Origin of the sequence: Eubacterium sp. BIOML-A2 (assembly GCF_009680135.1) — a bacterium.
Classification (GTDB): Bacteria; Bacillota; Clostridia; order Lachnospirales; family Lachnospiraceae; genus Faecalicatena; species Faecalicatena contortus_B.
In genome coordinates, this window is the sequence record NZ_WKZK01000064.1 from 18,856 (window position 1) to 31,331 (window position 12,476).

The 12,476-nt window shown below is 48.9% G+C and carries 10 protein-coding genes; 8 read left to right on the top strand and 2 right to left on the bottom strand.

The features are described 5' to 3' along the window. Positions 1-8: 8 nt before the first annotated feature. The 3 genes from dxr (at position 9) to GKG43_RS19050 (ending at position 3,617) form a co-directional block, all read left to right on the top strand. Entirely contained in the window at positions 9-1,151 is a 1,143-nt protein-coding gene (dxr, locus tag GKG43_RS19040; protein WP_050638662.1) for a 1-deoxy-D-xylulose-5-phosphate reductoisomerase, read from the top strand. A gap of 3 nt (positions 1,152-1,154) precedes the next feature. Next, entirely contained in the window at positions 1,155-2,189 is a 1,035-nt protein-coding gene (gene rseP, locus GKG43_RS19045) for an RIP metalloprotease RseP (RefSeq protein ID WP_050638661.1), read from the top strand. Positions 2,190-2,351: 162 nt separating this feature from the next. Then, positions 2,352-3,617, top strand: a complete 1,266-nt coding sequence (locus tag GKG43_RS19050; protein ID WP_050638660.1) for a peptidoglycan-binding protein — start codon at positions 2,352-2,354, stop codon at positions 3,615-3,617. A gap of 534 nt (positions 3,618-4,151) precedes the next feature. Here the strand turns inward: GKG43_RS19050 and GKG43_RS19055 are convergent. Together GKG43_RS19055 and GKG43_RS22990 are read right to left on the bottom strand one after the other, a co-directional pair. Continuing rightward, positions 4,152-4,292, bottom strand: a complete 141-nt coding sequence (locus GKG43_RS19055; protein ID WP_154253377.1) for a hypothetical protein — start codon at positions 4,290-4,292, stop codon at positions 4,152-4,154. Positions 4,293-4,360: 68 nt separating this feature from the next. Next, positions 4,361-4,537: a hypothetical protein gene (locus GKG43_RS22990; RefSeq protein ID WP_167702518.1), complete on the bottom strand. Its 177-nt coding sequence runs from the start codon at positions 4,535-4,537 to the stop codon at positions 4,361-4,363. Positions 4,538-4,729: 192 nt separating this feature from the next. On the opposite strand from GKG43_RS22990, the gene GKG43_RS19060 reads away from it, so the two are divergent. The 5 genes from GKG43_RS19060 (at position 4,730) to carB (ending at position 12,399) form a co-directional block, all read left to right on the top strand. Beyond that, positions 4,730-5,299 (top strand): TetR/AcrR family transcriptional regulator C-terminal domain-containing protein, encoded by a 570-nt coding sequence (locus tag GKG43_RS19060; protein ID WP_050638658.1) that lies wholly within the window; start codon positions 4,730-4,732, stop codon positions 5,297-5,299. Positions 5,300-5,432: 133 nt separating this feature from the next. Next, a complete protein-coding gene (fucO, locus tag GKG43_RS19065) occupies positions 5,433-6,581 on the top strand; it encodes a lactaldehyde reductase (RefSeq protein ID WP_055154905.1) in 1,149 nt (382 codons plus the stop codon). A 95-nt stretch (positions 6,582-6,676) separates the two neighbouring features. Next, positions 6,677-7,903, top strand: coding sequence for a transglutaminase domain-containing protein (locus GKG43_RS19070; protein WP_055154904.1), 1,227 nt, complete (start codon positions 6,677-6,679; stop codon positions 7,901-7,903). Positions 7,904-8,125: 222 nt separating this feature from the next. After that, positions 8,126-9,196 carry a carbamoyl phosphate synthase small subunit gene (locus tag GKG43_RS19075; RefSeq protein WP_050638957.1) on the top strand — a complete coding sequence of 357 codons (1,071 nt, stop codon included), beginning with the start codon at positions 8,126-8,128 and terminating at the stop codon, positions 9,194-9,196. Beyond that, positions 9,196-12,399 (top strand): carbamoyl-phosphate synthase large subunit, encoded by a 3,204-nt coding sequence (gene carB, locus GKG43_RS19080; RefSeq protein WP_129879666.1) that lies wholly within the window; start codon positions 9,196-9,198, stop codon positions 12,397-12,399. Before GKG43_RS19075 ends, carB begins: the two co-directional genes overlap by 1 nt. Positions 12,400-12,476: the final 77 nt, after the last annotated feature.

Genomic DNA, 12,476 nt, shown 5'->3' on the forward strand with positions numbered 1-12,476 from the left:
AACTGCATATGAAGAAAATTGCAATACTGGGCTCCACAGGTTCTATCGGAACCCAGACATTGGAAGTCGTGCGTGAGAACGGCGATATAGAAGTAACCGCACTGGCAGCGGGCAGCAACATTGCACTGCTGGAGAAGCAGATCCGGGAGTTTCATCCTAAGATGGCGGCAGTGTGGTCAGAGGAAAAGGCGAAGGAACTGAAAGCGCATATCCGGGACCTGGATGTAAAAGTAATGGCGGGAATGGATGGAATCCTGGAAACAGCCGCAGAGCCCGAATCGGAGATTCTGGTAACGGCCATTGTCGGTATGATCGGGATTCTGCCTACGATTGAGGCGATACGTGCGAAGAAGGATATTGCGCTTGCCAATAAGGAAACACTTGTCACGGCAGGTCATATCATTATGCCGCTGGCCAGGGAACATGGGGTGTCAATCCTGCCCGTGGACAGCGAGCACAGCGCCATTTTTCAGTCCCTGCAGGGCGGACAGAGGGCCGCTCTCCACAAGATACTGCTGACGGCCTCCGGAGGGCCCTTCAGGGGCCGTTCAAAAGCGGAGCTTGGGAACATTCAGGTGGAAGACGCCCTGAAGCATCCGAACTGGGAGATGGGGCGCAAGATCACGATCGATTCCTCTACAATGGTCAACAAAGGCCTGGAGGTTATCGAGGCGAAGTGGCTTTTTGACGTGACGGTAGACCAGGTTGAAGTAGTCGTGCAGCCACAGAGCATTATCCACTCTATGGTTGAGTACGAGGACGGGGCTGTTATCGCTGAACTTGGGACGCCGGATATGAAGCTTCCGATTCAGTACGCCCTGTATTATCCGGAGAGAAGATATCTTCCGGGCGGCAGGCTGGATTTTGGAGCCCTCTCACAGATTACATTTGAGAAACCAGATATGGAAACATTTTATGGCCTGAAGCTGGCATACGAGGCCGGAAGGCGGGGGGGATCCCTGCCGACAGTCCTCAACGCAGCCAATGAAAAGGCCGTAGCCCTCTTTCTGGAAAGGAAGATCCGTTACCTGCAGATTCCGGAGATGATACAGGCCTGTATGGAGAAACATAAAATAATTGAACATCCTACAGTGGAAGAGATACTAAATACGGAGCAGGCAACATATGAATTTATAAAAAACAGGTGGTAGTATATGGGGATAATTTTAGCAATACTTCTGTTCAGCGTGGTCATTATATTCCATGAGCTGGGACATTTTACCCTGGCGAAGCTTAATGGCATACGCGTGGACGAATTTTCGTTGGGACTTGGTCCTACAATCATAGGAAAAGAATTCAGAGGGACAAAGTTTTCCCTGAAGCTTCTGCCATTTGGCGGGGCATGCATGATGGGGGAAGATGATGCGGATGATCTGACGGAGGGCAGCTTTAACAGCAAGTCTGTCTGGGCAAGGATTTCTGTAATTGCGGCAGGCCCGGTGTTCAACTTCATTATGGCTTTGATATTTTCTGTCATTCTGGTGGCCTGGATCGGGTATGATGCTCCGGTAGTCCAGGGTGTGGATGCGGGATACTCAGCCATGGAGCAGGGGCTTCAGGAGGGCGATGTCATTACGGGTTTGAATGGAAAGGATATTCATCTATGGAGAGAGGTCAGTCTCTTTAATATGATGAACAGAGATGCAGATTCCGTGGAGGTCACATACGAAAGAGACGGGCAGGAGTATACGGCCACGATTGTACCCAGGCAGCTAGAGGGGGACAGCATGAAACGGATGGGAATCCGTGGCAGCACAGCAAATACAAAGGCCGGTCTGGTTGATTCTGTCAAGTACGGAGCGTACACGCTGCGGTACTGGGTAAATTATACGTTTGACTGCCTCAGGATGCTTGTTACCGGGCAGATCGGAATCAAGCAGATGTCGGGGCCTGTGGGGATTGTAAATTTTGTGGATGACACATACAAGCAGGCGGCTCCTTCGGGTGCGGCAACGGTTATCTTGAATCTGCTGAACATTGCTATTTTGCTGTCGGCCAACCTGGGAGTGATGAACCTGCTGCCGATTCCGGCTCTGGACGGCGGCAGACTGGTATTTTTGATCGTTGAGGCCGTACGGCGCAAACGTGTGCCCCCGGAGAAGGAAGGTATGGTGCACATTGCAGGCTTTGCACTGCTGATGGTTCTTATGGTCGTAGTCCTGTTCAATGATATACGGAATATTTTTTGACGAGATAAGCGTGAACGCCTCGGAAAAGATACGCGCGGTAAACAGCGGGTGTCTTTTCCGGGGCGTATTTTTATTGACGGCAATTTCCCTGTTTTGCCCGCAGGCACATTTTAAATTCCGGCGCATATATATAATAGAGATGAATTTTTTGCGAGGGAATATATGACTTCTTTAAGAGCAATGCAGAATAATGCTGTAGACAAAGGGCAGCTGCAGATTAACGTTACATCAGAGATTACGGCACTTCCTGTTACCGGGGCGACAATATCGATATCTTATACCGGAGTTCCGGAGAGTACACTGGAGCAGGTGAATACGGATGCGTCCGGGCAGACCGATGTACTGGATCTGGATGCGCCTCCCCTGGAGTACAGCCTGAATCCGACGGTTGAGTACCAGCCCTACTCCGAATACACACTGGATATCAGCGCACCGGGGTTTGAACCCATGAGCATTGCGGGGACAGAGATTCTGCCGGATGTAAGAGCAATACAGAACGTGGCGCTCAGGCCAAATGACCAGACCCGGGAGAATGAACAGGTTTTTGTAATACCCGCACATACATTATACGGCGAATATCCCCCAAAGATAGCAGAGGAGGAAATAAAACCGATTAACGAGACCGGTGAAATCGTACTGAGCAGAGTGGTAGTGCCGGAATTTATTATCGTCCATGACGGTTCTCCCCGGGACACTACCGCACAGAATTATTATGTAAAATATAAAGATTACATCAAAAATGTAGCATCCAGTGAAATCTACGCCACATGGCCGGCAGATACGATCCGGGCAAATGTCCTGGCTATTATGTCCTTTACTCTGAACCGTGTGTACACAGAATGGTACCGTAATAAAGGATATGATTTCACGATCACATCCTCCACAGCATTTGACCACAAATGGATTCCGGAGAGAAATTTTTATGATACAATCTCCGTGATCGTAGATGAGTTATTTGCAGATTATCTGTCCAGACCTAATGTAAGGCAGCCGATCCTGACACAGTACTGCGACGGGCGCAGGGTAACCTGTCCAAACTGGATGACACAGTGGGGGTCAATGGCGCTCGGGGAGCAGGGCTACAGCCCGATCGAGATTCTGCGTTATTATTACGGAGACGACATGTATATCAACACCGCCCAGGAAATATCCGGAGTCCCCTCCTCCTGGCCGGGCTACACTCTGGAGATCGGCTCCAGCGGCGACAAAGTCAGGCAGATGCAGGAACAGCTTAACGTCATAGCCGGGGCATATCCCGCCATTCCTAAAATCGATGCAGACGGAATATACGGGCCGGCAACGGCTGCAACCGTAGAAAAATTCCAGTCCGTGTTCGGCCTTCCGCAGACGGGAACCGTGGACTATAGAACCTGGTACAAAATATCAGAAATCTACGTAGGAGTATCACGTATTGCGGAATTGGGGTGAATTCTTGCGGGAGAGGCAGGTGTATAGTCCGCCGCCGGAACCGGACATAGGTGTGGCTGGAGACGGGGCTGCGGCTGTAAGCTGGAGTAAAGTAAAATAGAAGGAAAACCGGGGCAGCCTGGGCACATCACCCGAACCCTTGATGGGTTCGCGCGCTGGGCCCAGGAAAAAATGTAATTTGGAGATTACATTTTTTGCCCCGGTTTTCCTTCTATTTTACTTAACTCCAGCTAACAACCGCAGCTACGCCTCCAGCCACACCTATGTCCGGTTCCGGCGGCTGCTTGCATCCGGCCGGGGGTATGAATTTACCGGCGGGGATTCCGGTCGGGGGAGGCGGATTGAATTGGTTGGGTGTGGTGTTTCCGGGCGCATAGAGTGCGCGCTAGAAGCCCTTGCAGAAGAAAAGAGGCTGGTTCCATCAGCAGCCTCTTTTTTTCTGCTACGGATTCTAAGTAAACGGACAGTGCCCGGAAATACCACACCCTGCCCCGGGGCAATTCTGCCTCCTGCTTTACTTAGCGTCCCCCTTACTTAATCCCCGTCGCGCCGCGGAACTTCATCGGGGATGATGTTTCCTACGCTTGCTTTTCCCGGCAGATCGATTTCGGGAATGTTATGGTTATCGTATTCATTTTCTTCAGCTGTCTTTGAGGGCATTTTGATTTCTCTCATATTACAACCTCCTTGCACTTTTTATGATAGTGTGTGCAGAATTAAGGTAAATATGCAGAAATACAGCCTTATTCTGCAAGAGAATAAAGCTGTAAGAAGCTTGCACGTTCTTCACGGTTCATTCTGACAAATTCAGTGAAATCCACGTCTACATAATACATTTGTTCTCCACAGCAGTTTGCGTGCGACTGATTGTTTGTATAATGGTATCTTTTGCATTTTATACAATAAAATACATGCATCATTTGTATCACTCCTTTCTGCTATCATACCATAAAATATGGGCTGTGAGAATTAAAATGTTGTTAAGGGTGAGAGTTATGTGTGACGGAAAGAAACACATAACTTGATCAGAATATATTTATTGGATGATTTATGATACAACAACCTTGAAGTTTAGGGGATCCTAAACTATAATTTATATAGAGGTGAAAAGCATGGATAATGGGGATAGGACGAAACAAAAGTTCGTGACGGCCATGACAGAACTGATGGGCGCGAAACCGTTGGATAAGATAACGGTGAAAGAGATTGTAGAAAAGAGCGGTATGACAAGACAGACTTTTTACCGCTGCTTTTTGGATAAATATGATCTGGTGAATTGGCATTTTGAACGTCTTGCTAAGAAGTCTTTTTTGCAGATGGGTGTCAGCATGACCTTAAGGGAGGGGCTTGAGAAAAAGTTTTGGTTTATCAAAAACGAACAGACTTTCTTTGCAGCAGCTTTTCAGTCGGAGGATTACAATTCCCTGGTTGCTTATGACTATGAATGCATATTGCAGTTTTATAAGAATATCATAGAAAAGAAGACGAAAAAACCGCTGGATGAGGATATCTGCTTTCTGCTGGAGATGTACTGCAGAGGTTCCATCTATATGACTGCCCGGTGGGCCAGGAGAAATATGGATCTGGCTCCGGAGAAGATGGCAGATCTGCTCATACAGGCGCTCCCGCAGCCGTTGGAAGAACTGCTCTCTGAACTGCAGCCTGATTTGCAGGATGAATAGGATCTGGTATTGTAAGAATAAATGTTACATAGACGCCATTTTGTAACTTGTCTCTGTATGTTTCAGGTTGTTATAATTATAACAATAAATGATGCTGCAAGGCAATCTATAAAATGTAAAGGGGATATGTGCTATGTCAAACAGATTTATTTTGAATGAAACATCTTACCATGGAGCAGGGGCGGTCAATGATATTGCGGCTGAAGTTCAGGCCAGGGGATTTCAGAAGGCATTTGTGTGTTCTGATCCGGATCTGGTGAAGTTTGGGGTTACACAGAAGGTGCTGGATGTGCTGGAGTCAAATGATCTGGCGTATGAACTTTATTCAGATATTAAGCCCAATCCGACCATTGAGAATGTGCAGACGGGAGTCGCTGCGTACCGGTCCTCCGGTGCGGACTATATCATTGCAATTGGCGGCGGATCTTCTATGGATACAGCCAAAGCGGTAGGTATCATCATCAACAACCCGGAATTTGAGGATGTCAGAAGCCTGGAAGGCACCGCACCCACGAAAAATAAGTGTGTGCCGATTATTGCGGTTCCGACAACAGCCGGTACAGCAGCGGAAGTTACGATTAACTATGTGATAACAGATGTTGAAAAGAACAGAAAGTTTGTATGTGTTGACCCCCACGATATCCCGATCGTGGCAGTGATTGATCCGGACATGATGTCCAGCATGCCGAAGGGGCTGACAGCATCCACGGGCATGGATGCGCTGACACATGCAATTGAGGGGTATATTACGGCCGGAGCATGGGAATTATCAGATATGTTCCACTTAAAATCTATTGAGATTATCGCCCGCTCCCTGAGAGGCGCAGTCGACAATACGCCGGAGGGAAGAGCGGACATGGCGCTTGGACAGTATGTGGCAGGGATGGGATTCTCCAATGTAGGGCTGGGAATTGTGCATTCTATGGCACATACGCTGGGCGCACTTTATGACACGCCGCATGGAGTTGCGAATGCGATTCTGCTCCCAACGGTTATGGAGTACAATGCAGATGCTACAGGAGAGAAGTACAGGGAGATCGCAAAAGCCATGGGTGTGGAAGGAACCGAAAATATGACACAGGAAGAGTACCGCAGGGCGGCAGTGGATGCAGTGAAAAAGCTATCTGCAGATGTCGGAATCCCGGCAGACCTCAAAGGCATTGCCAAAGAGGAGGACATTGCGTTTTTGTCTGAATCGGCATATGCGGATGCCTGCAGGCCGGGGAATCCGAAGGAGACTTCCGTAGAGGACATTGCAGCTCTGTTCAGGTCTCTTCTTTAAGCTGCTCTCCCGCCGCACCGGCGGAGCCAGGGCTCCCTTTGTAAGAACGGCGGGGATCGCACAGGTGTGGGGAAGCGGCAGAACGGGGAAGGATTATGGCAGGAAGAAGGAAAAAAAGAAGAAAATGGCCGGTCGTAGCCGGAATATTCATTCTGACAGGCATTTTTACAGGTTTGGGAGCAGTGGCTTTTCAGCAGCTCCCAGGCCTTTTTGCGTCCACAAAAGAAGTGATTGAGACGGTGAAGGTCCAGGTGGAGAAAAGCACAAGTGTTCCCTTTGAGGAAGTTAGAATACCGGAAGACGATGTGGCACAGGGCTACTATTACCGGCAGCTCCCGGAAACGGAACAGAACCTGTATAAGGAGCTTTATCAGGGGATGATGGACTTTAACGAAGCCATCTATATGCATTCACCCGATGTGGAGGTGCTCAAAAAGGTGTGCCAGTTTATTTTCAGCGACAGGCCGGAGATATTTTGGTGTACCGGGGAGATGCAGGTGACCAGCTATGCGGACTATTCTGAAGTACAGCCTGTATATACCTGCACACAGGAGGAGCGGACACAGAAGCAGGCACAGATTGATGAGGCTGTCTCTGCATGCTTTGAAGGGATTGACGGGAACGCTTCGGAATATGATAAGATCAAATACATTTTCGAATATCTGGTAAATACTGTGGACTATAATATGGAGGCCCCTGACAATCAGAACATATACAGTGCCCTGGCGGGGAAGGCATCCGTATGTGCGGGATATTCCCGCGCCGCTCAGTATCTTCTGCAGAAGACAGGCATCGAGTGTATCTATGTAACCGGAACGATTCCCGGACAGGGAGCGCATGCATGGAATATCGTGAAGTGTGACGGGCAATACTATCAAATGGATGTTACTTTCGGGGATCCGGTATTCCTGGAGACCGAGAGCGGGGAAAATTTGCCGGAGCAAAGTATTAATTATGATTATCTTTGCTGCAGCGATGCGGAAATCATGAAAAACCATACCATGGATACGACAGTGGGCTATCCGCCCTGCAGTTCCATGGATTTGAACTATTATAAACTCAACGGCATGTACTACGAGGAATATCAGCCGGACCAGCTGCTGAAGGATATGAATGACACCATCTACAGCAGGGCGGATTCTTTTACCTGTAAGTTTGCAAATGATACACTCTATCAGGAGGCACATGACAGTATCCTGAACGACCTGGTTCAGAGAGCGGCCCAGAATCTGCTGGAATACTACGGACTTGAATCTGTGCAGTATACCTATATAGAGGATGAGACGATGAATAAGATCACGATTTTCTGGAACTATCAATAATTTTCCGGAAAATTGTTACAGAATGTTGTTTAAAAATTTTGTTGAAATCTGTTTTTAAATGTAGTATAATCTTTACAATTTGAGAACGAGGGCGCTCTGGATTGAAAGACTCCAAGAGTGCCTTTGTCATGTAAAATAAATGAGATTCTGTTTGTTGCTTTTACGGGCGCTGTTTACAGGGCTTACGGGGCGGCGAAATACAGGAAGGGAATAGGTGAACAGATGAAAGCGTTTCTGATATTGGAAGACGGAACCGTGTTTTCAGGAAAAAGCATTGGTTCGAAAAAAGAGATGATAAGTGAAATCGTATTTAATACCTCCATGACAGGGTATTTGGAAGTATTGACTGACCCTTCTTACGCGGGACAGGCCGTCGTTATGACATACCCGTTAATCGGGAATTACGGCATAACACCGGATATGGAATCCCAAAAGGCATGGCCGGACGGATACATCGTGAGGGAACTGTCCAGGATGCCAAGCAACTTCAGGTGTGAAGGAACGATCCAGGATTTTCTTGAAAAGCAGGATATTCCGGGGATTGCGGATGTGGATACCCGTGCCCTTACGAAGATATTAAGGGAAAAAGGCACCATGAACGGGATGATTACCACGAATGAAAATTACTGCCTGGAAGAGATTCTTCCAAAACTAAAGGCCTACAGGGTGGGAGATGTTGTTTCTAAAGTGACATGCAGTAAAAAGTATGTGCTGGAAGGAAGCGGGAAGAAAGTAGCACTCCTCGATCTGGGCGCCAAAAATAATATAGCCAATTCTTTAAATAAACGTGGTTGTGAAGTGACTGTTTATCCGTCCAGCACAACTGCAGAGGAAATCATTTCAGCAAATCCTGACGGCATCATGCTTTCTAACGGCCCTGGTGACCCTGCAGACTGCACTTCTATTATCGAAGAAATCAAAAAATTATACCATACCGATATTCCTATTTTTGCGATTTGCCTGGGGCATCAACTGATGGCTCTTGCTACTGGTGCGGCCACACATAAGCTGAAGTACGGCCACCGCGGCGGCAACCATCCTGTCAAGGACCTTCGGACGGGACGCGTGTATATTTCTTCACAAAACCATGGCTATGTGGTGGATGATAAAAGCGTGGATCCGGAGATCGCTGCGCCCGCATTTGTCAACGTCAATGATGAAACAAATGAAGGTCTGCAATATCAGGGGAAGAATATCTTTACCGTGCAGTTTCATCCGGAAGCCTGCCCGGGACCGCAGGACTCGGGTTACCTGTTTGACAGATTTATGGAAATGATGGGAGGAGCGAAATAATGCCAAAGGATAACAGTATCAAAAAAGTATTAGTCATCGGTTCGGGGCCTATTATTATCGGACAGGCCGCAGAGTTCGATTATGCGGGGACACAGGCATGCCGCTCCTTAAAGGAAGAAGGGGTTGAAGTTGTGCTGCTGAACTCCAATCCGGCAACAATCATGACCGATAAAGATATAGCCGATAAGGTGTATATTGAACCGCTTACCGTAGAAGTTGTGGAACAGCTGATCAGGAAGGAACGGCCTGACAGTGTACTTCCGACGCTGGGAGGGCAGGCAGGCCTGAATCTGGCAATGGAGCTGGACGAGGCCGGATTCTTTAAAGAGAATAACGTGCGCCTGATCGGAACTACATCAGAGACGATTAAAAAGGCGGAGGACCGCCTGGAATTCAAGGCCACAATGGAAAAGATCGGCGAGCCCGTGGCTGCGTCCCTTGTTGTGGAGAATGTTGCGGACGGCCTTGCATTTGCCAATGAGATCGGATACCCTGTCGTACTCCGCCCCGCATACACACTGGGAGGAAGCGGCGGCGGAATTGCCCGGAATTCGGAGCAGCTGGTGGAAATCCTGGAAAACGGCCTGCGCCTCTCCCGTGTGGGACAGGTTCTGGTAGAGCGCTGCATCGCAGGCTGGAAGGAAATCGAGTACGAGGTGATGCGGGATTCCAAGGGGAATTGTATCACGGTCTGCAACATGGAGAATATTGATCCGGTGGGTGTGCATACAGGTGACAGTATCGTGGTTGCCCCATCCCAGACACTGGGGGATAAAGAGTATCAGATGCTGCGTACATCTGCCCTGAATATCATCAGCGAGCTGAATATCACGGGGGGATGCAACGTACAGTATGCACTCAATCCGGAAAGCTTTGAATACTGTGTAATCGAGGTGAATCCGCGTGTCAGCCGTTCCTCTGCTCTGGCATCCAAAGCGACCGGCTATCCGATTGCCAAAGTTGCGGCGAAGATCGCGCTGGGTTATACATTGGATGAGATTAAAAATGCTATAACCGGTAAAACTTATGCAAGCTTCGAGCCGATGCTGGATTACTGTGTGGTAAAGATTCCAAGGCTTCCCTTCGATAAATTCATCAGCGCCAAGAGGACGCTGACAACGCAGATGAAGGCGACCGGAGAAGTTATGAGCATCTGTGACAACTTTGAGGGCGCCTTGATGAAAGCGATCCGCTCTCTGGAACAGCACGTTGACAGCCTGATGTCCTATGATTTCACAGGACTTTCAGATGACAAGCTCAGGGAGCAGCTTGCGATTGTAGACGATATGCGTATCTGGCGAATTGCAGAGGCGATCCGCCGAAACATGACTTATGAGCAGATCCATGAGATCACGATGATTGATTTCTGGTTTATTGATAAACTGGCCATTCTTGTTGAGATGGAGGAGTCACTGAAGTCAGAGAAACTTACCCCGGAACTTCTCAGAGAGGCAAAAAGGATAGAATTTCCGGATCAGGTGATCGCAGCCCTGACAGGCAGGAGCGAAGAGGAAATCCACGATATGCGCCATGCAAACGGCATTGTAGCTTCCTATAAGATGGTAGATACTTGTGCCGCAGAGTTTGCTGCCGCGACGCCGTACTACTACTCTGTGTATGGAAGAGAAAATGAGGTGGAAGAGACCAGAGGCAGAAAGAAAGTCCTGGTGCTTGGATCCGGCCCGATCCGCATCGGACAGGGAATCGAATTCGACTTCTGTTCCGTGCATTGTACCTGGGCATTCTCAAAAGAAGGTTATGAGACGATTATTGTAAATAACAATCCGGAAACTGTCAGCACAGACTTTGATATTGCGGATAAGCTGTATTTTGAGCCGCTGACCCCAGAGGATGTAAAAAGCATCGTAGATATAGAAAAGCCGGACGGTGCGGTCGTGCAGTTCGGCGGCCAGACAGCCATCAAGCTGACGGAAAGCCTGATGAAGATGGGGGTGCCGATCCTGGGAACCTCCGCCGAGAATGTAGACAAGGCTGAGGACAGGGAGCTGTTCGACGAGATTCTGGAACAGTGTCAGATCCCGCGCCCAACCGGAGGTACCGTATATACGGCGCAAGAGGCAAAAGAAGTGGCAAACAGGCTGGGCTATCCGGTTCTGGTGAGACCCTCCTATGTATTGGGCGGCCAGGGAATGCAGATTGCCATCAACGATCACGACATCGACGAATTTATCGGAATCATCAACAGAATCGCACAGGACCACCCGATTCTTGTAGATAAATATCTGCAGGGCAAGGAAATAGAGGTTGATGCCGTATGTGACGGGGAAGATATTCTGATACCTGGGATCATGGAGCATATTGAGCGCGCGGGAATCCATTCCGGAGACAGCATCTCCGTATATCCTGCACAGAGCCTGAGCCAGGCGGTAAAAGACAAGATTGCCGAGTACACAAGAAGATTAGCCAAATCCCTCCATGTCATCGGCCTGATAAATATTCAGTTTATCGTATGCGGGGATGAGGACGTCTATGTAATCGAAGTCAATCCACGTTCCAGCCGGACAGTGCCATATATCAGCAAGGTAACCGGAATCCCGATCGTACCGCTGGCGACAAAAGTAATCATCGGCGGGAAGATCAGAGAACTGGGATACACCCCCGGACTCCAGAAAGAGGCCGAGTACATTGCCATCAAGATGCCTGTATTTTCATTTGAAAAAATCCGGGGAGCCGACATCAGTCTGGGCCCGGAGATGAAGTCCACCGGAGAATGTCTGGGAATCGCGAAGACATTTGGAGAGGCGCTTTACAAAGCATTTATCGGAGCCGGAATCAAACTGCCGAAGTTCAAAAATATGATCATGACCGTCCGTGACGAAGACCATCAGGATGCAGCAGAGATCGGAAGAAGATTTGCCGCCATCGGATACCGCATCTTTGCCACCGCCGGAACAGCCAGGGCGCTGAACGAAGCGGGAGTCAAGGCGATACCGGTCCGCAAGATCGAGCAGGAGTCCCCAAACCTCCTGGATCTGATCCTGGGACACGAGATCGACCTGGTCATTGATATCCCCGCTCAGGGAGCTGACCACTCCCGGGATGGATTCATCATCCGGAGAAATGCAATCGAGACAGGAGTGAACGTGCTGACAGCCATGGATACGGCGCAGGCGCTTATCACAAGCCTGGAAAATACAGACATACAAAAACTTACCTTAATCGATATCGCGACAGTACAATAAGGATTAGCGAACGAGCTTTGGACTCGGGCGCGGATGGAGGGGCGGTCGCTTACCGTGAGCCGGGACGTGCTGTGAAA

Excerpts from the sequence above, each read along its gene's own strand:
- dxr (WP_050638662.1), top strand. The coding sequence starts at position 9 with ATGAAGAAAATTGCAATACTGGGCTCCACAGGTTCTATCGGAACCCAG.
- rseP (WP_050638661.1), top strand. The coding sequence starts at position 1,155 with ATGGGGATAATTTTAGCAATACTTCTGTTCAGCGTGGTCATTATATTC.
- GKG43_RS19050 (WP_050638660.1), top strand. The coding sequence starts at position 2,352 with ATGACTTCTTTAAGAGCAATGCAGAATAATGCTGTAGACAAAGGGCAG.
- GKG43_RS19055 (WP_154253377.1), bottom strand. The coding sequence starts at position 4,292 with ATGAGAGAAATCAAAATGCCCTCAAAGACAGCTGAAGAAAATGAATAC.
- GKG43_RS22990 (WP_167702518.1), bottom strand. The coding sequence starts at position 4,537 with ATGATGCATGTATTTTATTGTATAAAATGCAAAAGATACCATTATACA.
- GKG43_RS19060 (WP_050638658.1), top strand. The coding sequence starts at position 4,730 with ATGGATAATGGGGATAGGACGAAACAAAAGTTCGTGACGGCCATGACA.
- fucO (WP_055154905.1), top strand. The coding sequence starts at position 5,433 with ATGTCAAACAGATTTATTTTGAATGAAACATCTTACCATGGAGCAGGG.
- GKG43_RS19070 (WP_055154904.1), top strand. The coding sequence starts at position 6,677 with ATGGCAGGAAGAAGGAAAAAAAGAAGAAAATGGCCGGTCGTAGCCGGA.
- GKG43_RS19075 (WP_050638957.1), top strand. The coding sequence starts at position 8,126 with ATGAAAGCGTTTCTGATATTGGAAGACGGAACCGTGTTTTCAGGAAAA.
- carB (WP_129879666.1), top strand. The coding sequence starts at position 9,196 with ATGCCAAAGGATAACAGTATCAAAAAAGTATTAGTCATCGGTTCGGGG.